The sequence below is a fragment of the Streptomyces sp. G-G2 genome (assembly GCF_030063135.1).
GTDB lineage: Bacteria > Actinomycetota > Actinomycetes > Streptomycetales > Streptomycetaceae > Streptomyces.
Window position 1 is genome coordinate 56933 of record NZ_JASISO010000029.1, and the last position, 25919, is coordinate 82851.

Sequence of the window (25919 nt, forward strand, 5' to 3'; positions counted from 1 at the left end):
CCGGGACGGGTGGGGCCGGGACGGGTGGGGGCCGCCATTGGACCCGCAAAGGTCTAGACATATATGGCACGCCTGAGGGTCCCGGGCAAGACCTCCGGCGTCACCCGCGCGCACACGCCGGGCCGCAGGCGGGGGTGATCCGGGGCAGTTCGTCGTCTACCGGTCACCTCTGGCCCGGTGGGGGAGTTGGCCACCGGGTGGGGCTCGGCCCCGAGCTGCCGGGCCGTTGCCCCGAGGTCGGCGACGGTCAGCCCCAACGCGCCGGTCCGGCAAGGGCGTTGGCGCCGCGTCCGGGCCGGATGGTCGGCGACGAGATCGCCTCGGCTTGATCGACTGTTGCGCCTTCGTGAATCATCCCGCTCTTCCATGGACTCCTCAGGCGCTCCGCTCTAGCGTCTGGCCGCGGCGCGATGTCAGACGCATTGTCAACAGAACTGAAGAGAACGGAGGAAGCGCGGATGTTCCGAAGAGCGCTGCACTGCTCGGTGGTTCCGGCCGTCGCCGTATTCGTGGCGATGTACGGCGTCTCCGCGGCCCAGGCCGGCGAGATCCCCCAGGCCCCCGGTCACCGCTTGGTCAGCCACTACGACGGCGCCCCCGCCACCGCCGTCCCGGTGCCCCGCGAGGCCCCGCCCCGGCACCCGTTCCTCGCGCCCAACGGCCGCAGCGGCATGCACGCCGACGCGGCGGGCAGCGCCACCTACCCGTGGTCCGGCCCGCTCGGCAAGAACCCGCAGGTCAGCAGCGAGAAGATCGCCGCACTCGGCGGGGAGTGCGCCACCGCCACCTTCGACTCGGGCGGCCGCCTGGTCACGGTGTGCGGCACCTTCTCCGGATTCAAGGTCAAGCTGCTCGACCCCCGGACGCTCGGCACGCTCGCGGAGTACCAGCTCCCGCAGCGCTCCTCGACGGTCGAGGCGATCACCTCGCTCGACTTCTCGAAGATCTTCAAGGACACCTCGGGCGGCGCCTACTTCTACCTGGACGACCAGGACCGCGCCGTGCTTGCCGACTCGCGCCAACACATCCTGCGCCTGGCGCACCATCAGAACCGGGACGGCGGGTGGACGTTCACCACCGTCGACGACTGGGACCTCACCAGCCAGGTCCCGCACGACTGCGTCAGCTGGACCAACCTGTGGCCCAGCGGCACCTGCGACCCCGTCACCTCGGTGATGCCCGACTGGGACGGCCGCATCTGGTGGGTCACCCGGCTCGGCCGGGTCGGCACCGTGGACCCCGCGACCGGGAGCCTGCGCTCGGTCCGGCTGGACGGGGAGGAGATCCAGAACTCCTTCTCCGTCGCCCAGGACGGCGTGTCCATCGTCTCCGACCACGCGCTCTACAGCTTCCGCGCCACCGCCGACGGCACCCCGCAGGTGCAGTGGCGCCAGACCTACGACCGCGGTACGGGCACCAAACCCGGCTCGGTGAACCAGGGTTCGGGCACCACCCCCGACCTGTTCGGCAACGGCTACGTCGCCATCACCGACAACGCCGACGACCGGATGAACATCCTCGTCTACCGCCGGGGCGTCGACGTCCCGGCGGACCAACGGCTCGTCTGCAAGGTCCCGGTGTTCCGCTCCGGCGCCTCGACCACCGACAACTCCCTGATCAGCTGGGGCAACAGCCTCGTCGCCGAGAACAACTACGGCTACGAGAACCTCACCACCCTGCTGCTCGGCAAGAGCGTCGTCGGCGGCGTCAGCCGGGTCGACGTCCGCCCCGACGGAAGCGGCTGTGACACCGTCTGGGAGAACGGGATCCGCTCGCCCTCGACCGTGCCCAAGCTCTCCACCGCCAACGGGCTGCTCTACTTCTACGAGAAGGAGCCCAACATCTGGGGGATCGACGCCTGGTACCTCAGCGCGGTCGACTTCCGCACCGGGGAGCGCCGCTGGCGGCAGCTGACCGGCACCGGGCCGCTCTACGACAACAACTGGGCGCCGATCACCATCGGGCCCGACGGCACGGCGTACGTCGGGGTCTTCAACGGGATCGTGGCCGTCCGCGACCGCGGCTGAGCCCAGCGGAACGACCGCGGTACCAGCGGCGGTCCGGCGCGCGATCCGCGCCGGACCGCCCTCGCCGGACCCGTGTCGGTCCCGCCTCCGTGCCCCTCCCGTGCCCCTTCCGTGACCCTTCAGTCCTTGCGGTCCGGGACCTTCCACAGCGGGTGCTCCCGCTCGGCCCAGGCCCGGTCCACCGAACCGGTGCGCATCCCGCGCCGGGACTCCGGATCGGCCAGCGCCTTGCCGATGTGAGCGCCCAGCACCACGCCCAGGGTGAGGGCCAGCCAGTCGTGGACGAAGGTGGCCGCCGTCCGCCAGTGCAGCGGCGCGAAGCCGGTCACCCACATCAGCAGCCCGGTCCCCAGCATCACCAGCACCGCCCCGGCCAGCCAGCTCGCGTACACCTTCTGCCCGGCGTTGAACTTCCCGGCGGGCCGCCGGCTCAGGCGGTCCCGGCGCAGCGCGGCCCGCAGCCACACCGTGTCGTGCGGCCCGAACCGGTTCAGCCTGCGCACATCGCCCCGGAAGGCCTGTGAGACCAGGCCCAGGAGGAAGGGCGCCGGGAGCAGCAGCCCCGACCACTCGTGCACGGTGACGACCAGATGCCTGCGCCCGACCAGTTCGGCGAGCGGGGAGAGGTACAGGCAGGCCGCGCTCGCCACGCACAGCCCCATGAGCAGTCCCGTACTCCGGTGCACCCAGCGCTGGGCGCGGCCGAACCGCCGGACCCGGGTCTGGAGCCGGTCGGTGAGCTGTTCAGACGGTAGGGGCATCGTCGCGTCCGTTCGATGTGCCGACCCAGGCGTCGACGTCGTAGCCGAGGCGCTCCCAGTAGCCCGGCTCGACCTCCTCGGTCACGGTGATGCCGGAGAGCCACTTCGCCGACTTGTAGAAGTACATGGGGGCGGCGTAGAGCCGGACCGGGCCGCCGTGGGTGTGGCCGAGCGGCTGGTCCTGCATGCGCAGGGCCACCATCACGTCGTCCCGGCGGGCCTGGGGGAGCGTCAGGCTCTCGGTGTACGTCCCGTCGAAGCAGGTGAACCGGATCGCCCGGGCCTTCGGGCTGACCCCGGCCGCGTCCAGCAGCCGGTGCAGCGCCACCCCCTCGAAGGGGGTGCTGGGCACCCGCCACCCGGTCACGCACTGCACGTCGCGCACGACGCGGGTCTGCGGCAGCCGCCCGAGGTCCGCCAGGGTGTAGGTGGCGGGACGCTCGACCAGGCCGTCGACGGTGAGCCGGTAGTCCTGGGGCCCGCGCCGCGGGACGGAGGAGGCCACGGAGTAGTAGCGGAACCCGCCGCCGTTGGGCAGCAGCGAGGTGATCCCGGTGGGGTCCTTGTCGGCGGCGCCGCCGAGGACGGTTTCGAAGCCGCGCTGCAGTACGGGGGCGGCGGCCAGCCCGAGGGCGCCGAGTCCGACCATGCCCAGGACCAGACGCCGCCCGACGGGGGCGCCCCGGCCGTCCGGATCCGCGGTTTCGGGGTCCGGGCGCCCCGGGTCCGGGTGGTCCCTGTCCCGTGCGTGCTGTTCAGTGCTCACCCGGCGATTCGACCACCGTCACCGCCCGGGCACCAGGGCCGGAGGCCGTCCGTCAGGATTCCGTCACACCTCGCGCGCACGGCGGGCGGGCGGGAAGGGAGCCGAGGGAGGAGGAGTGAGGGTGGTGTCGCGTCCCCCGATGCCAACACCACCCGCTCACGCATCCCGCTCCGCGGCACTGGGACGGCCCGGGGTCACCGGCTGTGCACCGCGTGCGGCGGTCGTTGACGATCCGCGCAGTGCGCGCGGCCGGCGTGGCGGCGCAGTTCGCCCGGGGTGATCCCGTACGCCGCCCGGAAGGCCCGGCTGAAGACGGCCGGGTTGGCGAAGCCCCAGCGGGCGGCGATCGCGTGGACGGGCCGGTCCAGCAGTTCGGGGGGCGCCAGCTCGGCGCCGTCTGCCCGAGCCGGGGCAGCTCCCGCGGTTCGCGTTCCGCTCCGTGGGCGCCGAGGGTGCCCACCGGGCCGGACCGGGGGTCGCACCGGTGGGGCGCGCGCATCAGGCCACGGTTCCGGGTCCGGGGTCCGCCCGCTCGTACGATGCAGCGGTGATCACCGCCGCTTCGCGCCGCCGACCGGGATACCTCGCCGCCGCGGCCGTTTTCGCGGTCGGCATGATGGGCACCACGCTGCCGACCCCGCTCTACGGGATCTACCGCGAGGAGATCGGGTTCTCCACCTTCGTGGTGACCGTCGTCTTCGCCGTCTACGCGCTCGGTGTGCTGGCCGTCCTGCTGCTCGCGGGCGACTATTCCGACCGGGTCGGACGGCGGCCCGTCCTGCTGGCCGCGCTCGGGATCGCGGCGGCCAGCGCGGTCTGCTTCCTGTGCGAGAACGGGCTGCCGCTGCTCTTCTCCGGGCGGCTGCTGTCCGGCTTCTCCGCCGGGCTGCTCAGCGGTACCGCCACCGCTGCCGTCCTCGAACTGGCCCCGCCCGACCGCCGGGCCCGGGCCGCCTTCGCCGCCACCGCCGCCAACATGGGAGGGCTGGGCTGCGGGCCGCTGCTGTCCGGGCTGCTCGCCGAGTACGCCCCGCACCCGCTGGCGCTGCCCTTCCTCGCGCACCTCGCGCTGCTGGTGCCCGCGGCGGTCGTGGTCCTGCTGCTGCCCGAGACGGTGGAGCACCCCGACCCCCGGGCCCGGCCGCGGCCCCAGGGCGTGCGGGTGCCGCCCGAGGCCCGGGCGGCGTTCGCGCTCTGCGCCCCGGCGGCGTTCGCGGGCTTCGCCCTGCTGGGGCTGTTCACCGCGGTGGCGCCCACCTTCCTCGCGCAGACCCTGGGGGTCACCAACCACGCGGCGTCGGGCGCCGTCGTCTTCTCGGTCTTCCTCGCCTCCACCGTCGGCCAGCTGGCCGCGGGCCGCCTGGAGGCGTCCCGGGCGCTGCCGCGGGGCCGGCTGCTCCTGGTGGCCGGTCTGGCGCTGGTCGCCGCCTCGCTGGCCGCGGAGTCGCTCCCGCTGCTGGTCGCGGGCGCGGCCGTCGCGGGGATCGGCCAGGGGATGGCCTTCCGGGCGGCGGTGGCGACCGTATCGGCCGCGGCCCCCGCCGAGCAGCGGGGGGCCACGATCTCCACCCTGTTCGTCGTCGCCTACTGCGGGATCTCCCTGCCGGTGGTGGGCATCGGCGCGCTCACCCTCGGGCTGGGCCTGCGCGGCGCGGGCCTGGTCTTCACGGCCTGTGTCGCGCTGACGGCGGCCGCGGGCCGCCGCCGCGGTCCCGGGCGGGGTGATTCCGTACGGGGCGGCTCCGACGGGGGTGGTTCCGGACGGGACGACTCCGGAGGGGGCGGCTCCGGCTGAACCGCCGGGCTGCTCCGCCGGACTGCTCCGCCGGACGGGCTCAGCTGAAGTCGAGGCCGCCGGTACGGGTCCGCTTCAGCTCGAAGAAGTTCGGGTACCCGGCCAGCAGCCGTACCCCGTCGAAGACCCGTACGGCGTCCTCCCCGCGCGGGATCGCGGTCAGGACGGGACCGAAGAAGGCGGTGCCGTCGATGTGGATGGTCGGGGTGCCGACCTCCTCGCCTACCGGGTCCATGCCCTCGTGGTGGCTCTTGCGCAGGGCATCGTCGTATTCGGTGCGCCCGGCGGCGTCGGCCAGCTCGACCGGCAGCCCGGCCTCGGCCAGCGCTTCCCGGATGACCTCGTCCGTGGCCGACCGGTCCTGGTTGTGCAGCCGGGTGCCGAGGGCGGTGTACAGGTCGCGCAGGACGTGCTCGCCGTGCTCCTGGGCCGCGGCGATGCAGACCCGCACGGGGCCCCAGCCGGTATCCAGCAGCCTGCGGTAGCGCTCGGGCAGGTCTTCCTTGCCCTCGTTGAGTACGGACAGGCTCATGACACGGAAAGTGAGGTCCAGGTCGCGCTGCTTCTCCACCTCCAGGATCCAGCGGGAGGTGATCCAGGCGAAGGGGCAGATGGGGTCGAAGTAGAAGTCGACTTTGTTGGTCATCCTCCGAGACTAGAAGGAGGGTGTCCCGTCCAGAAGGGCCATTGTGCGGCCGTGAAGGTGGGCCAATGGTCGCTGCTCCGTCACTGCCTGAGGGGCAGTCGCGCGGGGCCGGGGCGTCCGCCTCGCTGATGCCAGGTCACATGATCATGGATCTGACGGCTTCGGAGGGTCGCGGCCGGGCATGCGTACCGCATGAAAATCTTGCGACAAATCATTGCATCTTCCCCCTTATTGCCCCGCTCGCTGTGCAATTTTCACCAAGAGCTTTCTAAATCGATCACCAACTCTCCTATAGTTGACTCTCGTTGCCAGAGGAACCCTCTCTTCCATTTCCGCCCGGTTTGAGGCTTTGATTGATGACGGCGCCGCCCTCCCCCCTTCGCCCCTCCGCGTTGGCCCTGCTGCTCACCGCAGCGGTCGCCGGCGCGCTCTGCACGGCGGCGGTGGCCGCGGCCCCGTCGACCGTCCGAACACCACTCGCCTGGTTCGCCGTGGCGGGGGTCCTGCTGCTCGGGATCTCCGCGTTCGCCGTCACCTGGACGACGCGCACGGCCCGGGTGCAGCGAGGCCGGATATCCGGCCTCGCGGGTGAGATGGCCGCGCGCGACGCGGAGATCTCCCGGCTCACCGCCCTGTCGGCGCGCGAGACGGCCGCCCACACCGCCGAACGGCAGCGACTGGTCCACGACCACGCCGTCGAATGCGACCGGCTGATCGCCGAGTACGCCGCCGAACGCGACCGGATCGCCGCAGCCGCGCGCGCCGAGGCCGACCGGCTCACCGCCGCCCACCTGAGCGCGCGCGAACGCATCGGAGAACAGCTGCGCCGCGCCGAATCGGGCCGGGCCGCCGCCATGGCCGCCGCCGCCAACGCCGCGGGCCGGATGCAGGCGCTCGCCACCGGCATGCTCGCCGACCTGCGGGACATGGAACACCGGCACGCCGACGAGGACGTCCTCGGCGACCTCCTCCACCTGGACCACCGCACCGCCCAGGCGGGACGGCTGGCCGACTCCATCGCCGTGCTGACCGGCGCGCGCTCCGGCCGCCGCTGGGCCAAGCCGATCGTCATGGAGTCCATCCTGCGCGGGGCGATGGGCCGGATCGGCAGCTACCAGCGGGTGCGGCTGCACTCCACCAGCGACGCCGCCATCGCCGGGCACGCGGCCGAGGGCATCATGCACGCCCTCGCCGAACTGCTCGACAACGCCGCGAACTTCTCGCCGCCGACCGCCGAGGTCCACGTGTACGTGGAGGAGGTCCCGGCCGGGATCATCATCACCGTCGAGGACAGCGGCCTGGTCATGAGCGAGGTCCAGCTCCGCCGCGCCGAACAGGCCGTGACCGCGGAGTCCCTGGACCTGGCCGGGCTCTCCGGTACCCGCCTCGGCCTGGCCGTGGTCGGCCGGCTCGCCCGCAAGCACGGCCTGACCGTCTCCTTCCGCCCGTCGGCGCGCGGTGGCACGGGCGCGCTGATGATGCTCCCGCAGGAGCTGATCAGCCAGGCCCAGTCGGCCACCGCCGCCGCCCCGGGCACCCCCGCCGAGACCGCCGAGGCTGCCGGCGCCCAGGCCTCCGACGCGACCCCCGACGGCCCGGCGGACGACGCCCCCGCCTCGGCGGCGGCCCCGCGCGAGGACGCGGACGGGCACGGCGGAGCCGCCGCGCACGACGGCCCCGAGGCCGGCGGCGCGCGCGGCGGTACGGGACACCCCGACCCCCGCCGCGACGACACGGGCAGCGGCGCCGGGGCCGACGGCTCCGGGGAGAGCGCGCTGCCGCAGCGGCGGCGCGGCCGGACCCTCGCGGCCGCGCACCCCGAGGGAGCCGGAGCCGCGGACCAGGCGGCCGCACGGGCCCCCGCGGACGCCTCCCGTTCCGCCGCGCGCTTCGGCAGCTTCCGCCAGGCCGTGCGCGGCGCCGCGGCCACGCCGCCCTCGACGCCCTCGAACCCCCCGCACCCGGAAGGCAACACGCGATGACCGGCACCACCACCGACGAGACGCTCAGCTGGCTCCTGGACGGACTTCTGGAACGCACCCCCGGCGCCCGCCACGCCCTCGTGCTCTCCCGGGACGGCCTCAAGCTGTGCCGCACCCCCGAGCTGTCCGTCGACCAGGCGGACCAGCTCGCGGCGATCGCCGCCGGGATCCAGAGCCTCTCCCACGGGGCGTCCATCGAGTTCGGCGACGGGAGCGGCGGCGTCCGCTCCGCGATGGCCGAGTTCTACGGCGGGATCCTCTTCATCGTCGAGGCCGGTGAGGGTGCCCACCTCGCGCTGGTCGCCGCCGAGGACGCGGACGCCGGCCTCGTCGGGCACAACATGTCGGAACTGGTCGAACAGCTCGGCGAGCATCTGATCGCCAGGCCCCGGGGATGAGCCGGAGCAGGCCGGCCCGGGACGACTCCCCGGACCGGCTCTACACCCTCACGGGCGGCCGTAGCCGCTCCGGCTCGGACGCCTTCGACCTGGTCACCCTGATCGTCGCCGAATGCGATCCGGTGGCGGGCATGCAGTCGGAGCACGCCACCATCCTGCGGATGTGCCAGTACCCGACGGCGGTCGTCGAGATCGCCGCCGAACTGGCACTGCCGGTGTCGATCGTCCGCATCCTGCTCGCCGACCTGCTCGGCACCGGCCGGATCAGCGCCCGGCACCCGCGTGCGGCGTACTCGACGGACGCGGCGTACCGCCTTACCGACCCCGACATCCTGGAGCAGGTGCTCGTTGGACTCCGCAATCTCTGATCAGCGTGCTGATCAGCTCGAACCCCGCCCGGCCCGGCAGGCGCTCCGCAGCACCGCGGACAACGGTCTCAAGATCGTCGTCGTGGGAGGGTTCGGCGTCGGCAAGACCACGATGGTCCGTTCGGTCAGCGAGATCCGTCCGCTGAACACCGAGGAGACCATGACGAAGGCCGGGGAGGGGGTCGACGACACCGGCGGGGTCGCCACGAAGACCTCCACCACCGTCGCCTTCGACTTCGGCCGGATCACCCTCGACGCGCACAACGTGCTGTACCTGTTCGGCGCCCCCGGCCAGGAACGGTTCTGGTTCCTGTGGGACCGGCTGTTCTCCGGCACCCTCGGGGCCGTCGTCCTCGTCGACACCCGGCGGCTCGCCGACTCCTGGTACGCGATCGACCGGCTCGAACACCACGGCACCCCCTTCGTGGTGGCCTGCAACGACTTCGGCGGGCCCACACACACCCCGGACGAGATCCGGGCGGCCCTCGACCTCCCGGCACACGTACCGCTGGTGTTCTGCGACGCCCGCTCCCGCGAGTCCAGCAAGCAGGTCCTGATCTCCCTCGTCCGGCACGTGCAGCACGTCGCGCACGTCCGCGACACCGAGCACGCCCCTCACACCGAGCACGCCCAGACGGCCGACCGGCCGACGACCCCGGAGCCCACCCCGTGACCACCCCCGAGCCCCGCCCCGTCCCCCTGGGTGGCCCCCGGTTCCAGACCGATCCCACCGAGCTGTACCGGGAGATGCGCCGCGACCACGGCGCCGTCGCCCCGGTCGTCCTCGACGGCGACGTACCGGCCTGGCTGGTCCTCGGCTACCGCGAACTGCACCAGGTCACCAGTGACCCGGTGCTGTTCTCCCGCGACTCCGACCTGTGGAACCAGTGGGACCGGATCCCCGCCGACTGGCCGCTGCTCCCGATGATCGGCCGCAAGCAGCCGTCGATCCTCTACACGGTCGGCGAGCGCCACCGCGAGCGGGCGGCGGTGATCACCGACGCCCTGGAGGCCATCGACCCCTTCGAACTCAAGGGCCATGCCGAACGGTTCGCGGACGAGCTGATCGACCAGATCTGCGGCAAGGGCGCATGCGACATCGTCGGCCAGTACGCCATGCTGCTGCCACTGCGCGTCCTCGCCCGCATCTACGGCTTCGCGGACGAGGAGGGCCCCGGCCTCGTCACCGCCATGAACGACATGATCAACGGGCGTGAGGGGGCGCTGGCGGGCCAGCAGCACCTCGGCGGATCCATGTACGCGCTGCTCGCCGCCAAGTCGGCCGAGCCCGGTCACGACGTGGCCTCGCGGATGCTCGCCAACCAGGCCGGATTCACCCTGGACGAGATCGCCCAGGACCTCATGGTCATGATGGCCGCCGGGCACCAGCCCACGGCCGACTGGATCGGCAACTCGCTGCGCCTGATGCTCACCGACGACCGGTTCGCGGCCTCCCTCGCGGGCGGCAGGCACAGCGTCGGCGAGGCCATGAACGAGGTGCTCTGGGAGGACACCCCCACCCAGAACGTGGCGGGCCGCTGGGCCTCCCGCGACACCAACCTGGGCGGGCGCCGGATCGGCAGCGGGGACCTGGTCCTGCTGGGCCTGGCCGCCGCCAACTCCGACCCGCACGTGCGCACCGACGCGGGCGCCCTGACCGGCGGCAACAACGCCTTCTTCTCCTTCGGGCACGGTGAGCACCGCTGCCCCTTCCCGGCCCAGGAGGTCGCCGAGGCCATCGCGCGGACCGGTATCGAGGTCCTCCTCGACCGGCTCCCCGACGTCGACCTCGCGGTGCCCGCCTCCGCACTCGCGCGCCGCCCCTCGCCCTGGCTGCGCGGACTGTCCGAGCTGCCCGTGACCTACACCCCCACCCCCGCCCTTGGAGCCACCAGATGACGTGCCCGATCGATCATTCCGGCCCCGCCGCCATCAGCCTGGACCCCTTCGTCGCCGACCTCGACGCGGAGAGCGCGGCCCTGCGCGCCGCCGGACCGCTGGTCCGCGTCGTCCTGCCGGGCGGGGTGCCCTGCTACTCGGTCGCCCACCACGCCGAGGCCCGCAAGCTCCTGACGGACCCCCGGGTGGTCAAGGACATCAACGCGTGGGGTGCCTGGCAGCGCGGTGAGATCCCCCTGGACTGGCCGCTGATCGGGCTGGCCAACCCCGGCCGCTCCATGCTCACCGTCGACGGCGACGAGCACCGCAGGCTGCGCACCCTGGTCGCCCAGGCGCTGACCGTACGCCGGGTGGAGACCCTGCGCGCCGGCATCGAGGCGCTGACCACGGACATGCTGGACCGGCTCGCCGAGGTGCCCGCGGGGGAGACGGTGGACCTCAAGGCGCGCTTCGCGTACCCGCTGCCGATGAACGTGATCAGCCGGCTGATGGGCGTGGACGCCGCAGACCACCCGCGGATGAAGGAGCTGTTCGAGAAGTTCTTCTCGACGCAGACCCGGCCCGAGGAGGTCCCGCAGATGATGGCGGACCTCGTCGCGCTGTTCGGCCGGATCGTGGAGTCCAAGCGGCAGAACCCCGGCGACGACCTGACCAGCGCGCTCATCGCCGCCTCGGAGGACGGTGACCACCTCACCACCGAGGAGATCACCAACACCCTCCAGCTGATGGTCGCGGCCGGTCACGAGACCACCATCAGCCTGATCGTCAACGCGGTGGTCGCCCTGGAGACCCACCCCGAGCAGCGCGCCCTCGTGCTCAAGGGCGAGGTGCCCTGGGAGAACGTCATCGAGGAGACCCTGCGCTGGTCGACCCCGACCTCGCACGTGCTGATCCGGTTCGCCGCAGAGGACATCGAGGTCGGTGACGGCGTCCTGCCCAAGGGCGAGGGCCTGATCGTCTCCTTCGGGGCCATCGGCCGCGACGAGGCCCAGCACGGCGAGAGCGCGGGCGCGTTCGACGTCACCCGCACCCCCAACCGGCACATCTCCTTCGGCCACGGCCCGCACGTCTGCCCCGGCGCCGCGCTGTCCCGCCTGGAGGCGGGGGTGGCCCTCCCGGCGCTGTACGCGCGCTTCCCCGAACTGAGCCTGGCCGTCGGGCGCGAGGAACTGCGCAACAAGCCGATCGTGACCCAGAACGACCTGTTCGAGCTGCCCGTCACGCTGGCCTAGTGCCGCGATGGGGCGAACGTTGCCCGACACAGCACCAGCAGGGTGCGCGGCCCCCCTCGGGGCCCGCGCACCCAGGCCGGTCAGTCGGCGCGTACGGAGAACCGCAGCCGCTCCGCCAGGAACTTCAGGACGCCCTCGCGTTCGGCGGGCGAATCCGCCGTCACCAGGATGTGGCCCAGTCGCTGCGAGGAGGACGTCAGCGGCCCCACCACGTCGCCCACGCCCTTGCGCAGCCCCACCCGCACCACCGCCGGGTGCGCGGCGATCTCCTGGACCCCCTCGACGGCCGTGATCGTGCCGGGCGCGCAGGTGGGGAAGTACGTCGCCGCGTACGCCACCGGCCGGGTCCGCAGCAGGGAGCCCAGCGGCTCCCCGAGCGCGAGCCGCACCACCGCCTCGTGCAGGTCGAAGCCGTACGTCAGGCTCACCGCCTCGGCCAGGAAGTCCCCGGGCGTCCGGACGGCCACCTCCATCAGCACCGGACCCTCCAACCCCACCCGGAACTCCAGGTGCACCAGCCCGGTCCGCATGCCCAGCCCGCGCAGCACTCCCGCGATCAGCGCGTCCACCCGCGCCGCGAGCGCCGGGTCGGTGAACTCGTACCCGCAGCGGTGCGACAGCTCCACGAAGTACGGCGGGGCCGTGGTCTCCTTCTCCGTCACGTTGGCGAAGAGCACCTCGCCCTCGTGGACGAGCGCCTCCCAGCTGTACTCCGGCCCCATGACGGCCCGTTCGACCAGGATCTTGCCCTCGCCGCCCCGCCGGACAACGATCTCCTCGGCCTCCGCCGCGCTGGTGACCAGCTCTACGCCCTCACTGCCGCCCAGGGACAGCGGCTTGACCACCACCGGCAGCCGCTCCAGCATCCACTCCCGGGCCGCGCCCAGGTGGGGGGCCAGCAGGAACTCGGGCTGCGGGACCCCGTACGCACCGAAACCGGTGCGCTGGAGCGCCTTGTTGCGCGAGATCACCGAGGCGTGCAGGGAGGGACCCGGCAGCCCGAGACGCTCCTGCGCCAGCGCGCCCGCCGTCACATTGGCCTCCGCGAAGGCGAGGACCCCGTCGGGGGCCCGGTCGGCGAGCGCCGCCGAGACCCCGGCGAACCAGGACTCGTCGAGGGAACCCGACACCGGGTAGTAGACGACGTCCTCCTCCGCGGGCCGGTCGCCCATCAGCGCCGCGTTCTCCACGGCGCGGACCCGGTGGCCCAGCCGCCGCGCCGCGTCCACGTACGGCCGTCCCATCGTGCCCACGCCGACCACCAGCAGATCCTTCACGCCACCGCTCCTTCACTCGCTGCCTCGGACACCTGAACCCGGTCCTGCTCCTGCTTGCGCTGTCGCTCCTGCTGCCGTTCCAGGGCCCGCGTCACCGGCGGTACGAGGACCGAGGCCAGGCAGAACAGCGCGCCCAGCGCCGCCCACCCGGCCGCGCCCGTCGCGATCACCACCCCGGTCACCAGCGCCGGACCCACGATCCGCTGACCGGAGTTGCCCAGGCTGAACACCGACAGGTAGGTCCCCCGGCGGTCCTCCGGCGCGAACGCGTAGCTCAGGTCCCAGCCGCCCACCGCCTGCCACATCTCCCCGAAGGTCAGCGCCACGCACCCGGCCAGCAGCAGTGCCCCCGCCAAGAGCGGGGACGGCCCGTGCGCCGCCGCCAGCGCCGCACAGCACACCGCGAGCGCGAACCCGCTCAGGCGCAGCGCCCGCGCCGCCCCGCCGGGCCGCTCGGCCCCCCGGGACACCGGCACCTGGAGGGTGATCGACATAACCGTGTTGACCAGGATCAGCACCGGTACGAACCCGGCGGGCACCCCCGTGGCCGTCATCGCCCACAGCGGCAGCCCCACCGACAGCAGCGTCGTGTGCAGATTGAGTACGCCGCCCAGCCCGGCCAGGCTCAGGTACCGCCAGTCCCGGAACCCCCGGATCGCCGTCAGCGGCCCCACCTTGCGCCGCGCCGCGCTGGAGCGCGTCAGCCGCAGCCGGGACAGCATGACGGCCGAGGCGACGAACGCCGTCGCGTTGCCCAGCACGATGCCCCGGTACGCCCACATGCTGTCGGCCGCCAGCAGCGGCGCGGCCAGCAGCGCGCCGACCGAGAAGCCGATGTTGCGCACGGTGCGGACGATCGCCATGGTCCGCGTACGATCGGACTCCTCGGTGGTGTCGGAGGCCACCGCCTGGGTCATCGGCTGGGTGGCCCCCTCCGCCGCGGCCAGGCAGGAGGACACGATCAGGAACCCGGCGAAGCCGTGGATGTAGGCCAGCGCCACGAACCACAGCGCCCTCCACATCTGGAGGCCTACCAGCGTGCGCCGGGCGCCGATCCGGTCGCTGAGCGCGCCGATCGGGACGGTGGCCAGGAAGCCCACGAACCCGGACACGGCCAGCCCCGCCCCGATCTGGGTCGCGGACAGCCCGACCGAGCGGATGAAGAACACCGTGGAGCCCGCGAGGAACAGCCCGGTGCCGATCGCGTTGATCAGCGAGGTCAGGGCGAAGGTCCGCCCGGCCGCGCTGACGGGCACGTAGTCGGACAGCGAGATCCGCTTCACCGCGCACCCCCGACGTGCCGGGCCGTGCGCACCGAGACCAGCGCGGCGGCGTCCTCGGCGTGGCGGGCCGCGGCCGTCGCGTCCGTACCGGTGGCGATGACGTAGCCCGCCCGTTCCCAGGAACTGGTGAGGGCCAGCACCTCATCGCCGGGCGCCACCCCGAGGTGGACCTCCTCGACCCCGAACGCGCGCCGCGCCTCCTCGGCGCCCTCCACGGCCTCGACCGGGCCGACGGGCGCGATCAGGAACCGCACGGCCGCGCCCAGTACCGGGGGGCGCTCCGCCGTCGGGCCGCTGCCGTCCAGGACGCCGAGCAGCGCGGACAGGATGTCCATCCCGTAGGCGAGGTCGATCAGCGCGGTGATCCCGCCGCCGGGCAGCCGGGCCGCGCACTCCACCAGGTGCGGAGCGCCGCCGTCGAGGATCCACTCCGAGTGCAGCACACCGGAACGGAAGCCGGTGGCCGCGACCAGCACCGCGACCGCGCCGCGCAGCGCGTCCGCCTGGGCCCCCGGCAGCCAGGCGGGCACGGTGTGCCCGGTCTCCACGGGATGGCGCGAGTCCTGGACCGTCTTGGCCGTGATGTTGGTGAAGCCGACGAGCCCCTCGTGGACCACGGCCTCGACGCTCACCTCGGGCCCGTACAGCCGCTGTTCGACCAGGAAGCGGGCGGAGTCCGGATAACCGGCGCGCAGGGACGGCTCGTCGGCGGTCGTCGTGTGCGCCCAGGCGGCGGCCGTGTCGTCGTCGGCGTCCAGCAGCCGTACGCCGAGACTGGCCTGGCGGCCCGCGGGCTTCAGCACGCACGCGGCGCCGTAACGGGCGCGGAAGCCGTTCACGTCCTCGGGGTTGCGGACCAGCCGCCAGGCGGGCTGGTGCAGGTCCGTACCGTCCACCGCGGCCCGCAGCCGCGCCTTGTCCCGCAGGACGCGGGCGGCCTTCGGTCCGGCGCCGGGCAGCCCCCAGGCCTCGGCGAGCGCCGCGGCGCCCACCACGCCGTACTCCACGACGGGCACGACGGCGCGCACGCCCGGGGGCCGGGGGACGGCGGCGACGATCCGGTGCGGGTGCTCCTCGTCCTGGCTGGGCGCGGCGAGGAGGGCCGCCACGCAGCGGTGCGCGTCCGCCAGGCCGTCGATGCCCCGCGCGGCGATGACGGCGGGCTCCTCCACGACCAGGACGGAGTTCTCGGGGAGCAGGACGTCCAGCTTGCCGAGCATCACCGGGCTGTATCCCACCAGTACGTGGGTGACGCCGGCCGGGCCGGACGGTTCGGGCTGTGTCATGGAGGCCTCGCTGCAGGACGGAGGGAGGGCGCGGGACGGGGAAGGGACGGGGCGAGGAGCGGTTGTGCTGCGCGCCGCCTTGCTTCGGCCCGCCCGACGACTGTGCCTTTCCGGCCACTTGACGGCATAGCCCCCGCCAAGGTTCGGGTCCACGCAGCCCTGTGACCGGGGCGGCCCCGATGTCCCCGCGCGGGGCGGAGAACCATTTCGGCCCCGGCGGCGTCCTCCCAGGTGAGCCCGCGCCCGTATGCGTGCGGGCAGGCAGGGGAGAGGAGTGAGTGGGTATGGGGATCGTCAGCTGGATCATTCTGGGGCTGCTGGCCGGAGGCATCGCCAAGGTCCTGCTGCCCGGGCGCGACCCGGGCGGTCTGATCGGGACGACCCTGATCGGTGTCGTGGGTGCCTTCCTCGGAGGCTGGCTGTCGGCGAGGTTCCTGGACCGGCCCATCGCGAACCACTTCTTCGACCTGGCCACCTGGGGTGCGGCGATCGCGGGCTCACTGGTCCTGCTCGTCGCCTACCGCATCTTCTTCGGCAACTCGCGGGACTCCCGGCACTGACCGCACGCGCGCACGTGAACGGCCCGGCCCGCGCTCCTCGCGGGCCGGGCCGTTCATATGAGGCTGTGCTGCACCGCGCAGGCCACCGCGTGGGACCGGTTGCGGGCGTGCAGACGGGACATCAGCTCGTAGATCACGTTCTTGACCGTGTGCTCCGAGCAGGACAGGGTGCGGGCGATGACGGCGTTGCCGTGCCCGTCGGCCATCAGGGCCAGTACGGATGTCTGGCGCGCCGTCAGGTGCGGGGTGTCGGAGGGGAGTACGGCGCGGGGAACCGGCAGGGAGCCGTGCCTGCCGAGCAGGCGTACGAGGTCCGCGTAGGGCATCTCGACGGTGTCGCGCGTCAACGCGGCCGTGGGGCTCACAGCATGCCCGCCCGCAGCGCGTAGGCCACCGCGTGGGCGCGGTTGCGCAGCCGGAACCGCTGGGTGATGTCGTGCACGACCGTGGTCACCGTACGCGGCGAGTAGCACAGCCGCTTCGCTATCTCGCTGGTCTCGTGCCCGTCGGCGACCATCCGCAGCACGGACCGCTCCCGGTCACTGAGCCCGGCCGCGTCCCAGGGGCCGGCCGCCGCCCCGTCGGCCGCCGCGCCCGGGGCCCCCGAGCGCTGGAGCAGCAGCTCCAGCAGGTCCGGCGGCAGGGCGCAGTCACCGCGCGAGGCGGCCCGTACGGCCCGGGCCAGGCGGACGGGGTCCGCCTCGCGGCGGCGCAGCAGCCCCCGGGCCCCGGCGGCGATCGCCCGGAGGGCGTCGGCGGGGTCCAGTTCCCCGGCCACCAGCACCACGTCGGGGCGGGGCGGGGTCTCCCGGATCGACCGCAGGACGTCGAGTTCCGGACGGCCGACCCGGTCCACGGTCATGACCACGACGCGGGGTTCCCCGCCCGGAGCGGTCAGGTACACCTCAGGACAGGCGAGCAGGGCACTCTTGGTACCGGCTTCGAGCACCGGATCGAGCGCGACGACGTTGACAGGGACGGGTTCTCCCACCGGGTCCTCCGAAAGTCATCCGCGGGCCGGGGTACCGACCGGCGGAAAGGGTGCTGGTCCCAAGACTGCGGGGGACCGTCGGGCCGGGCATCGGGCCCCCGCCCCCACATTTGTGAAGGTGTGGTGGTGTGGGCGGCGGAGCATGTGGAGAGCGGCCCCCGGACCGGGCGGACACCGGGGCCGGGCCGGTCCGGGGCGGCCCGGCGGCGGGCCCGGGGGCCGGTGGGCGGCGGTCGCGCGGCCGGTGCGGGGGGCAGTGGGGGGCGGCCGCGCGGAATATGGGGGACGTGCCCCCATGTGCGTCTCGCGCGCCTCTGCGAGCTTTCTTCTTGTGACTGACACCGCCACTGCCGCAGAGACCGAGGTCGGCGGCCTGACCCACTCCTGGTGGGCCCGGGCCCTGAACCTGCGGGAGCGGCTCGCCGCGCCGGGTGCGCCCCTTCCCCCGCGGACCGACGCCCCCCACGACCGGCCCGCCTCGTGGTCCCTTGGAGACCCCGAGGGCTTCGCGGCCCGGCTGGCGAGCCTGGGCAGCACCGAGGACGCCGGGTACGCCCTGGCCCGGGAGGAGGCCCGGCGGCTGGCCGCCCGCGCCGAGAAGCCGGACTGGGCGGCGTACGCGGAGCGGATCGTGGCGGCGGCGCCCGAGCGGTGGACGGCGCCCGGCGGCGAAGGCGCCGAAGGGGCCGGGGGCGCGGCGGTGTTCCTGCCCGTACTGCGCCCCCTGATCGACACCGCCTGGGCCGAGGCGGCCGCGCTGATCGACCTCCCGGAAACCGAACTCGCCGCACTCCGGGCCGCGTTCGAGGCCTGGCTCGGCGACCGGCTGATCCACCAGTGCGCCCGGACCCTGGTACGGGAACTGCACGCGGCCCGTACCGCGGGGACGCTGCCCGGGCGGACCTCCCGGGAGCGGTTCGACGACTTCCTCTCCCGGACCGGCACCCGCGAGGGCCTCGTCCGGCTGTTCACCGGTTACCCGGTGCTGGCCCGGATGCTGGCCCAGTCCTGCCGGTACGCGGCGGCGGCTGCGGCCGAGCTGGCGCGCCGCTACAGCGCCGACCGTGCCGCGGTCGTCCGGGGGCTGCTCGACGGCCGCGACCCGGGTCCGCTGGTACGGATCGACCTCGGCCGGGGCGACGTGCACCAGGGCAACCGCGCCGTGGCCCTGCTGCGCTTCGCCGACGGCTCGACCGTCGTCCACAAGCCCCGCCCCCTCGACCAGCACGCCCTGCTCGACCAGGCGGTCGGCTGGACCAACGCCAAGGTGCCGGGCCTCGGCCTGCGGACCCCGCGCTCGGTGCGCCGCCCCGGCTACGGCTGGCTGGAGTTCATCGCACACGGCTGGTGCGCGTCGGTCACCGAACTCGACCGGTTCTACCGCCGCCAGGGCGCCCTGCTCGCCCTGCTGTACGCGGTGGACGGCGTCGACATGCACTACGAGAACGTCATCGCCTGCGGGGACCAGCCCGTACTGGTGGACGCCGAGACCCTGCTGCACTCCGGCCTGCCCGCGGCGGTGACCTGCGGCACGGACCCCGCGGCCGCCGCCCTGTCGGCCTCGGTGCACCGCACCTGCCTGCTGCCCAGCCTGCTGATCGGTGAGAACGGCGCCATGGACATCTCCGCCCTCGGTGGCGGGCACGGCGGCTCCTACCCCAGCGACGGCATGCGCTGGGAAGCCGCCGGAACCGACGAGATGCGGGTGCTGCGCGGCCGGGTCGAGACCCCCGCCGGACAGAACCGGCCCGCCCCCGGTGACCCGGCCGCCGGACACGGCGACCACCGGGCCGCGCTGCTGGAGGGCTTCCGCGCGGGGTACGACGCCATCGTCGAGCACCGTGACGAACTCCTCGGCGAGGACGGGCTGCTGGCCCGCTGGGCCACCAGCCCGGGACGCCTGATCGCCCGCGCCACGCGGCTCTACACGACCCTGCTGGAGGAGTCCACCCACCCCGACGTGCTGCGCGACGCGCTGACCCGGGACGCGCTGTTCGCCGTACTGTGGGCGGAGTCCGAGAACGACCCGGCCCGGCGGCGGCTGATCGAGGACGAGACCGCCGACCTGTGGGCCGGGGACGTACCGCTCTTCTACCACCACCCCGCGCACACCTCGGTCCGCAGTTCCCGGGGCGCGCTCATCGAGGGGGTGCTGCCCGCGCCGAGTCTGCGGACGGCCCTCGACAAGATCGCCGCGATGGACGAGGTCGACCGGCACGACCAGGAGTGGATCATCTCGGCGACGCTGGCCGTGACCGGCGCCAACCTCACGGCGGGCGGGCCCCGTTCGGCGCTGGCCGGGCACCCCGCCCCCGCCGTCGTTCCCGAACCCTCCCGGCTGCTGACCGCCGCCTGCGGGATCGCCGACGAGATCGCGGCCCGCGCCGTGCACGGCGAGGACCGGGTCAACTGGCTCGGCCTGGAGCAGGTCGCCGGGGAGCACTGGGCGGTGCTGCCGATGGGTGGCGGGCTGGCCCAGGGCTACTGCGGGGTGGCCCTCTTCCTGGCCCAGCTCGGCGCGCTGACCGGGGCCGGACGTTACACCGCACTGGCCCGGCGGGCCGCGCGGCCGCTGCCGGAGCTGCTGGCCACGCTCGCCGCGAACCCCGCGCTGAGCGCCGCCGTGGGCCCCGGCGCCCTGCACGGGCTGAGCGGCATCGTCTACGCCGTGGCCCGGCTCGCCGCCCTCCTGGACCCGCCCGGGAACGACCTGGACCGGGCCCCGGGCGCCGGATCCGAGGGGCCGCGCGCCGGATCCGAGGGGCTGCGCGCCTGTCTGCCCGACGCCCTCACCGCCCTCGCGCTGGCCGTCGAGGCCGACCCGGACGGGCCGGACGACCTGGCAGACGGGCTCGCCGGCGCGCTGGCCGCGACCGTCGCCGTACACCGGCTGACCGGGATGCCCGGCGCGGCCGCCCTGTCCCACGCCTTCGCCGACCGGCTGCGGGCCCGCTCCGGAACCCGGCCGTCCGCGCCCGCCGACCCGGGGTTCGCCCACGGCGACGCCGGGATCGGCTGGGCACTGCTGCGCTACGCCGCCGAGGCCGGGCGGGCGGGCGCGGACGGCGCGGGTGCGGCGCGGGCCGCCGAGTGCGCCCGTACCGGCGCCGCCCTGCTGCGGCCCGCCCTGGACACCGCGCTGGGCCGTCCCGCCGACCTAGGCTGGCACTCCGGGCTGGCGGGCACGGCGCTCGCCGCCGCCGACGCCCTCGGGCGGGCCGGGCAGCCGGTCCCCGGGGCCGAACTGACCTGGTGCGCGGCCCTGTTGGGCGACCCGGCGGAGTCCGGGGGGCCCGTCGGCCCCGCCGGGTCCGGTGATCTCAGCCTCGGCCACGGCACCCTCGGCTCGCTGGAACTGCTCAGCGTCCTCGCCGGGCAGGGCCACACCGGGGCCGCGACCGCCCTGACCCACCGCGCGGGCCAGGTGCTCGGCGGGCTCGAATGCCACGGCCACCGCTGCGGCACCCCCGACCACGTTCCCTCACCCGGTCTCCTCACCGGTCTCTCCGGCATCGGGTACGCCCTGCTCAGGCTGGGTTTCCCGGAGGCGGTCCCGTCCGTGCTGCTGCTCCACTGAACGATCGCACCGAGCCCCACACTCCCCTTCAGGTTCCGAGAAAGGTACTCACCACCATGCAGGAGTTCCAGGTCAACGCCATCGACGCAGCCGCCACCACCCACGCCGCCGAGGCCCCCGTCCAGGACCCCGCGGGCGGGATCAGCCTGTCGGGCCGCAACACGGCGTGCGCGCGCGCCCGGGCGCTGGCCGGCCTCGTCCTCACCAGTGGACTCGTGGTCGCGCTGAGCCAGATAGACACCAGCGTCTCGGCCCCCAACGTCACCTGGTAGTGCCCGTATTCCGGAGGACCGCGGGAGGGAAAGGCCGACTTTCGGTGCACGGCGGACCGTACGCATGAACTAGATTTGCGTTCATGCGTTCCCGTACGCGGTACATCATCGGTCGTGACTCTCAACTCTTGGAGATCAAGCACGCGTTGACCGAGGCGCGGGACGGGCGGGGCGGGGTCGTCTTCCTGGTCGGCGAGGCGGGGATCGGCAAGTCCCGGCTCGCCGCCGAGGCCGTGGGAATGGCCTTCACCTCGGGCATGCGGGCCCTGCGGGGCCGGAGCAGCACCACCGGGCCCACGGTGCCTTTCCGGCCATTGACCGAAGCCCTGATGGCGCTGTTCCGCGGCGGCCCGCTCGACGGTCCCGCGCTCGACGACCTGCCGCTCGGCCCCTACCGGCCCGCGCTGGGCCGGATCATCCCCGACTGGAGCGGTGACACCCAGGACCACAGCTCCATGGTGATCCTCGGCGAGGCGGTCCTGCGGCTGCTCATCGCCACCGGCCGGGAACACGGCCAGCTGCTCCTGCTGGAGGACCTGCACGACGCCGACCCCGAGACCCTCGCGGTCGTCGAGTACCTCGTGGACAACCTCGAATACACCAACGTGGTCCTGCTGGCCACGATCCGCACCGAGTCCTGCGACGCCCTCGACATGGCCGAATCGGCGCGCCGCCGCGGCGTGGGGACCGTACTCCCCCTCGCCCCGCTCACCCGCCCGGAGGTCCGCGCCGTCATCGCCGCGCAGCTGGACACGGAACCCCAACTGGTCCCCGAACCCGCCCTGGAGCGGCTCTGGGACGACAGCGCGGGCAGCCCCTTCCTCGTCGAGGAGCTCCTCCAGGGCATGATCGGCAGCGGCGCCCTGGTGCGCGGCGAAGACGGCTGGACCGTCGTCGGCGACCTGCGCAGCGACGTGTCCACCGCCCTGGCCCGGGGCATCCTGCGCCGGGTCGACCGGCTGGCCCCGCAAGGACTGACCCTGCTGTCCGCCGCCGCCGTCATCGGCCGCCGCTTCCCGCTGACCGTGCTCCAGCGGATGACCGGCATCGACGACCGCAGCCTGCTGAGCCACCTGCACGCGGGGGTCGCCGCGCAGCTCGTCGTCCACGACGAACCCGCCCCCGACTGGTACGCCTTCCGCCACTCGCTGACCGCCGAGGCCCTGCTCACCCAGCTCACCCCCACCAACCGGGCCGAGATGTCCGGCCGGGCCGCCGACGCGGTGCAGGCGCTCTACCCCGAGCTGGAGGGCGAATGGTGCCCGCTGGTCGCGGAGTTGCGCTCCCAGGCCGGTGACGACGGGGAAGCCGGACGGCTGTTCACCGACGCCGGACTACGGGCCCTGGGCGCGGGCGCCATCGGCTCCGCCGTCACCCTGCTCGGCCGGGCCGAACGGCTGCTGGCCGCCAGCGGGGACGCCGCGGGCCGCACCGCCGCCCTGGAGGCGCTGCTGCCCGCCCTCGCCGAGGCCGGTGACTTCGCCCAGGCCTTCGGCTTCGCCGAGAACCTGCACACCCTCGGCGGCAGCGGCCTCAGCGCCGAACGGCTCGCCGCCGTGCACACCCGGCTCGCCAAGGTCGCCCACACCGCCGGCCGCTGGGAGGACGGCAACCGGCAGATCGCGCAGGCCAGAGCCCTCCTCGGGCAGAACCCGGACGAGCGCGGCGCCGCCTCCATCGACGTCACCGCCGCCTACCTCGCGCTCGACACCCCGGGCCCGGACCGCACCCAGCTCGCCGAGAAACTCGCCTACTCCGCGCTCCAGGCCGCCGAACGCCACGGCCTGCCCACCGTGGTCTGCCAAGCCTGGGAACTCCTCGCCACCCTGGCCCGCGAACGGGACTTCGACGAAGCCACCGCCCTGCTGGAATCGGCCCTGCACACCGCCGAACAGCACCAACTGCCGCTCCAGCGGATGTACGCCCTCACCCGCATCGGCGGCAACAACTGGCTCACCGAGGGCAACACCGTCCCCCTGCTCGCCGCCCGCAGCGAGGCCCTGCGGCTCGGATCGGCCACCATCGTCCACACCATCGACGGCATCATGATCCTGGACGCGGTGCTGCGCGCCGAGTTCACCGCCGCCGGGCAGGCCGCCGAGGAGTGCCTGGCCGTCGTACAGCGGCTGCGCCTCGCCCCCGTCACCCGCTACGTCCTGATGGCCCGGGCCACCATGGCCGCGCACCAGGGCGACCGCGCGGCCATGGAGGCGGCGCTCGCCACCTTCGCCGAATGGGACGGGATCGGCGCCCAGGAGGAACCGCTCACCCGGGGCCTGGCCCGCGCGTTCTGCGCGCTCATGGAGGAGGACCGGGCCGCCGCCGCCCGTGAACTGCGCACGGTCTCCGACCTGGAGAGCACCAACCCCAGCACCTACTACCTCAGCGGGCGCTACGGCATCGGGCTGCTCCTGGACGTGCTGTCCGGCGAGGCGGGCCGCGGCCCCTACGAGGAGATCGCCGCCACCGCCCCCGGACGGATGCGCTGGAACCGGCAGTTCGTCCACTTCGCGGCCGCCGTCCTGCACGGCCGGGAAGGGAGACCCGACCTGGCGGCCGCCGCCGTCAACGAGGCCCTGACCACGGCCGAGCCGTACGCCACCGCCCTCCACCTGGGCCTGCGGCTGATCGCCGAAGCCGCCCACGAGGACGGCTGGGGCGAGCCGGTGGCGTGGCTGCGCCGGGCCGAACTCCACTTCCACCAGCACTCCGTGGCCCCCGTGGCCAACGCCTGCCGGGCCGCGCTGCGCCGCATGGGCGCCCCCGTCGCCCAGCGGCGCAGCGGCTTCGGCAACATCCCGGACTCGCTGCGCACCCAGGGGGTCACCGTCCGCGAGTACGAGGTCTTCCTGCTCCTCGCGGACCGCCTGGGCAACAAGGACATCGCCGACCGCCTCTACATCTCGCCCCGCACGGTGGAGAAGCACATCGCCAGCCTCGGCGCCAAGACCGGGCGCACCAACCGCGCGGCCCTGTGCGAACTCTCGGCCTCCCTGCGCTCCTGAGGGCGGACCCGCCGCGGATCGCGGGACGGTCCTCAGGCCGTGGCCCGCGTCCCCGCCGGGCGGTCGCGCCGCGCTCCGCGCCGCGAGAGCAGGCCGTCGGTGCTCCACGGGTACCGGTCCGCCGCGGACAGCGCGAGCATGCCCGCGCACAGGAGGAAGACGCTGTAGTGGAACTGGTCGGCCGCCGGGAGCGATACGGCCATCGAGACCCCGAAGGCGAACAGCAGGGCCGCCGCGCCGAGGGCGGTGGACCGAAGCCGTACGCCGAGCAGCAGCGCGAGTCCGAGGGTGGTCTCGGCGAGGGTCGCCAGCACCGCGAGGACCGGCGCGAGGCCGCCCGGGAGGTACGAACTCACCTCGCGGGTGTACGAGACGAAGTGGGCGAAGTCTCCCCACGGCGAGCCCGGGGTTCCGGGCGGGCCGAAGGCACCGAAGCGGTCGCCGACCGACAGCAGGAAGTCGGTGCCCATCAGGAACCGGACGGGGACGGTGAGCCACCCCCACCGGCCGTGCAGTGCGGCGAATCCGCCCAGCACCGCGATCACCACGACGCCGAAGGCGTCCGGCGGGTGGGTGACGAACCAGATCAACTGCGCGAGAAGGGCAGCCCAGAGGGCCGCGAAGGCATAGCGCTTCACAGGGTTCTCCATATGAGGAATGCGGAGGGGGAGAGCGGGGGCGGCGGGCGGGCCGCGGGGGGCTGTCAGCCGATGTCGAGGCGGCTGCGCAGCCGGCGCAGCACCATCGGGCCGTAGTGGTCGCCGAGCGGCCGCAGCGCCGGCCGGAGCAACCGGGCGCCCGGGAAGCGGAAACCGCCGAGGAACGCGAACCGGGTGCCATCTCCGTCCGGGACGGCCGCCATGCCACCGAGCAGGAACCGGCTCTGCATGAGGCACCAGCCGGGGCTCAGCACGATGTCGAACCGGGCCCGTACCCCGCCGTACCCGCGGGCGTACGCCTCCAGCCGTTCCCCGTCGGTCGCGGTGACCGTCAGGGACCGGACGTCGGGCAGCAGGGTGGGCAGCTCGTTCTCCAGGTCGGCGGCCACGGCCCAGACCGCTTCGAACGGCGCGGGCACCAGGTCCTCGACGAACAGGGCGCTGGGCTGGGCGGCGGCGAGGATCCGCAGTCGGCGGACGGTGTCCAGTTCTGCGACGGGCCAGTTCTCGGTCATCGTCCCCACGCCTTCCGGAAGCTTCGGCGGGCCCGTGACAGCCGCGACTTGACGGTCCCGACGGGCAGGGCGAGCAGTGCGCCGACGGCCTGCTCGTCGAGTCCCTCCAGGTCGCGGAGCGTCAGCACCGCGCGGTGCTCCGGGGTCAGCCGGTCGAGCACGTCCCGTATGTCGGCGGCCAGCTGAGGGTCGCCGGGCGCGGGTACCTCGGTGAGCTCGGCCGCCGCGGTACGAGGGCCGCGGCGGGCCATCCGTACCGCCTCCCGCACCGTGATGGCCCGGGCCCAGCCGAACAGGGCCGCCGGCTCGTGCAGATGGCCGATGTTCTTGAAGATCACGGTCAGGGCCTCCTGGGCCGCGTCGGGGCCGTCGTCGAGGGCGATCGGCCCGGCGAGCCGCCCGACGTACGGCGCGAGCACGGCGAGCAGGTCCTGCATCGCGATCACGTCGCCGTCCTGAGCCGCGCGGACCAGCGTGTGGAGACGGGCGGGATCCGTGCGGGACGCCGGCTCCGCCGCCGTGGGCGGTCTCGTCATCGCCATGTCCCACGGGTGGTTCTCATGGTGGCCTCCGTCCGCCGTACCGGTGTTGTCACACAAGAGAGGAGGCTGCTCGCTCAA

23 protein-coding genes and 1 pseudogene are annotated in these 25919 nt (G+C 73.9%); 12 read left to right on the plus strand and 12 right to left on the minus strand.

Annotated features, from left to right (window positions below; genetic code table 11):
• Window positions 1–515 precede the first annotated feature (515 nt).
• A complete protein-coding gene (locus QMF80_RS22875) occupies window positions 516–2027 on the plus strand; it encodes a hypothetical protein (protein ID WP_283456190.1) in 1512 nt (503 codons plus the stop codon).
• Between the two features lie 119 nt (window positions 2028–2146).
• On the opposite strand, the gene QMF80_RS22880 is transcribed toward QMF80_RS22875, so the two are convergent.
• From QMF80_RS22880 to QMF80_RS22890, 3 genes and pseudogenes are all read right to left on the minus strand, one after another.
• Window positions 2147–2788 carry a cytochrome b/b6 domain-containing protein gene (locus QMF80_RS22880; protein ID WP_283456120.1) on the minus strand — a complete coding sequence of 214 codons (642 nt, stop codon included), beginning with the start codon at window positions 2786–2788 and terminating at the stop codon, window positions 2147–2149.
• Window positions 2772–3437 carry a molybdopterin-dependent oxidoreductase gene (locus tag QMF80_RS22885; RefSeq protein ID WP_283456193.1) on the minus strand — a complete coding sequence of 222 codons (666 nt, stop codon included), beginning with the start codon at window positions 3435–3437 and terminating at the stop codon, window positions 2772–2774. Before QMF80_RS22885 ends, QMF80_RS22880 begins: the two co-directional genes overlap by 17 nt.
• A 311-nt stretch (window positions 3438–3748) precedes the next feature.
• A pseudogene (locus QMF80_RS22890) lies at window positions 3749–3943 on the minus strand (helix-turn-helix domain-containing protein); the annotation flags it as partial.
• 158 nt (window positions 3944–4101) lie between these two features.
• Here QMF80_RS22890 and QMF80_RS22895 point away from each other — a divergent pair.
• Complete coding sequence (locus QMF80_RS22895; RefSeq protein ID WP_283456122.1) at window positions 4102–5349, plus strand: MFS transporter; 1248 nt, start codon at window positions 4102–4104, stop codon at window positions 5347–5349.
• A 40-nt stretch (window positions 5350–5389) separates the two neighbouring features.
• On the opposite strand, the gene QMF80_RS22900 is transcribed toward QMF80_RS22895, so the two are convergent.
• Window positions 5390–5995: a mycothiol-dependent nitroreductase Rv2466c family protein gene (locus tag QMF80_RS22900; RefSeq protein ID WP_283456124.1), complete on the minus strand. Its 606-nt coding sequence runs from the start codon at window positions 5993–5995 to the stop codon at window positions 5390–5392.
• Window positions 5996–6351: 356 nt separating this feature from the next.
• Here QMF80_RS22900 and QMF80_RS22905 point away from each other — a divergent pair, with 356 nt between their 5' ends.
• From QMF80_RS22905 to QMF80_RS22930, 6 genes are read left to right on the plus strand one after another with little or no spacing between them, the layout of a single operon-like run.
• Window positions 6352–7977, plus strand: coding sequence for a sensor histidine kinase (locus tag QMF80_RS22905; RefSeq protein WP_283456127.1), 1626 nt, complete (start codon window positions 6352–6354; stop codon window positions 7975–7977).
• Window positions 7974–8375 carry a roadblock/LC7 domain-containing protein gene (locus QMF80_RS22910; protein ID WP_283456129.1) on the plus strand — a complete coding sequence of 134 codons (402 nt, stop codon included), beginning with the start codon at window positions 7974–7976 and terminating at the stop codon, window positions 8373–8375. Before QMF80_RS22905 ends, QMF80_RS22910 begins: the two co-directional genes overlap by 4 nt.
• Window positions 8372–8743: a DUF742 domain-containing protein gene (locus QMF80_RS22915; protein WP_283456131.1), complete on the plus strand. Its 372-nt coding sequence runs from the start codon at window positions 8372–8374 to the stop codon at window positions 8741–8743. The genes QMF80_RS22910 and QMF80_RS22915 overlap by 4 nt, the downstream gene beginning before the upstream one ends.
• Window positions 8724–9416, plus strand: coding sequence for a GTP-binding protein (locus QMF80_RS22920; RefSeq protein WP_283456133.1), 693 nt, complete (start codon window positions 8724–8726; stop codon window positions 9414–9416). Before QMF80_RS22915 ends, QMF80_RS22920 begins: the two co-directional genes overlap by 20 nt.
• On the plus strand, window positions 9413–10642 hold the full coding sequence (locus tag QMF80_RS22925) for a cytochrome P450 (protein ID WP_283456135.1): 1230 nt from the start codon (window positions 9413–9415) through the stop codon (window positions 10640–10642). The genes QMF80_RS22920 and QMF80_RS22925 overlap by 4 nt, the downstream gene beginning before the upstream one ends.
• Window positions 10639–11874 carry a cytochrome P450 family protein gene (locus tag QMF80_RS22930; protein ID WP_283456138.1) on the plus strand — a complete coding sequence of 412 codons (1236 nt, stop codon included), beginning with the start codon at window positions 10639–10641 and terminating at the stop codon, window positions 11872–11874. The genes QMF80_RS22925 and QMF80_RS22930 overlap by 4 nt, the downstream gene beginning before the upstream one ends.
• 80 nt (window positions 11875–11954) lie before the next feature.
• Here QMF80_RS22930 and QMF80_RS22935 read toward each other — a convergent pair whose 3' ends face one another.
• Genes QMF80_RS22935 through QMF80_RS22945 form a run of 3 tightly spaced genes read right to left on the minus strand, consistent with a single transcriptional unit; the run spans window position 11955 to window position 15720 of the window.
• Window positions 11955–13151 (minus strand): ATP-grasp domain-containing protein, encoded by a 1197-nt coding sequence (locus tag QMF80_RS22935; RefSeq protein WP_283456140.1) that lies wholly within the window; start codon window positions 13149–13151, stop codon window positions 11955–11957.
• Window positions 13148–14434 (minus strand): MFS transporter, encoded by a 1287-nt coding sequence (locus tag QMF80_RS22940; RefSeq protein WP_283456142.1) that lies wholly within the window; start codon window positions 14432–14434, stop codon window positions 13148–13150. Before QMF80_RS22940 ends, QMF80_RS22935 begins: the two co-directional genes overlap by 4 nt.
• Window positions 14431–15720 (minus strand): ATP-grasp domain-containing protein, encoded by a 1290-nt coding sequence (locus QMF80_RS22945; RefSeq protein WP_283456144.1) that lies wholly within the window; start codon window positions 15718–15720, stop codon window positions 14431–14433. Before QMF80_RS22945 ends, QMF80_RS22940 begins: the two co-directional genes overlap by 4 nt.
• A gap of 284 nt (window positions 15721–16004) precedes the next feature.
• Between QMF80_RS22945 and QMF80_RS22950 the strand changes: the two genes are divergently transcribed.
• Window positions 16005–16280, plus strand: a complete 276-nt coding sequence (locus QMF80_RS22950; RefSeq protein ID WP_283456146.1) for a GlsB/YeaQ/YmgE family stress response membrane protein — start codon at window positions 16005–16007, stop codon at window positions 16278–16280.
• Between the two features lie 53 nt (window positions 16281–16333).
• On the opposite strand, the gene QMF80_RS22955 is transcribed toward QMF80_RS22950, so the two are convergent.
• Window positions 16334–16645, minus strand: coding sequence for a response regulator transcription factor (locus QMF80_RS22955; protein WP_283456149.1), 312 nt, complete (start codon window positions 16643–16645; stop codon window positions 16334–16336).
• On the minus strand, window positions 16642–17271 hold the full coding sequence (locus tag QMF80_RS22960) for a helix-turn-helix transcriptional regulator (protein WP_283456151.1): 630 nt from the start codon (window positions 17269–17271) through the stop codon (window positions 16642–16644). The genes QMF80_RS22955 and QMF80_RS22960 overlap by 4 nt, the downstream gene beginning before the upstream one ends.
• A 331-nt stretch (window positions 17272–17602) precedes the next feature.
• On the opposite strand from QMF80_RS22960, the gene QMF80_RS22965 reads away from it, so the two are divergent.
• The 3 genes from QMF80_RS22965 to QMF80_RS22975 all read left to right on the plus strand — a co-directional run bounded on the left by QMF80_RS22965 (window position 17603) and on the right by QMF80_RS22975 (window position 24125).
• Window positions 17603–20848, plus strand: a complete 3246-nt coding sequence (locus QMF80_RS22965) for a type 2 lanthipeptide synthetase LanM family protein (protein WP_283456153.1) — start codon at window positions 17603–17605, stop codon at window positions 20846–20848.
• 56 nt (window positions 20849–20904) lie between these two features.
• The gene (locus QMF80_RS22970) at window positions 20905–21120 is read left to right on the plus strand and encodes a hypothetical protein (protein WP_283456155.1); all 216 of its coding nucleotides are present in this window, start codon (window positions 20905–20907) and stop codon (window positions 21118–21120) included.
• A gap of 83 nt (window positions 21121–21203) precedes the next feature.
• Entirely contained in the window at window positions 21204–24125 is a 2922-nt protein-coding gene (locus QMF80_RS22975; protein ID WP_283456156.1) for a helix-turn-helix transcriptional regulator, read from the plus strand.
• Window positions 24126–24157: 32 nt separating this feature from the next.
• Here QMF80_RS22975 and QMF80_RS22980 read toward each other — a convergent pair whose 3' ends face one another.
• The 3 genes from QMF80_RS22980 to QMF80_RS22990 all read right to left on the minus strand — a co-directional run bounded on the left by QMF80_RS22980 (window position 24158) and on the right by QMF80_RS22990 (window position 25835).
• Window positions 24158–24763, minus strand: coding sequence for a hypothetical protein (locus QMF80_RS22980; protein ID WP_283456158.1), 606 nt, complete (start codon window positions 24761–24763; stop codon window positions 24158–24160).
• A 65-nt stretch (window positions 24764–24828) separates the two neighbouring features.
• Window positions 24829–25299 carry an SRPBCC family protein gene (locus tag QMF80_RS22985; RefSeq protein ID WP_283456160.1) on the minus strand — a complete coding sequence of 157 codons (471 nt, stop codon included), beginning with the start codon at window positions 25297–25299 and terminating at the stop codon, window positions 24829–24831.
• Entirely contained in the window at window positions 25296–25835 is a 540-nt protein-coding gene (locus tag QMF80_RS22990; protein WP_283456163.1) for an RNA polymerase sigma factor, read from the minus strand. Before QMF80_RS22990 ends, QMF80_RS22985 begins: the two co-directional genes overlap by 4 nt.
• Window positions 25836–25919: the final 84 nt, after the last annotated feature.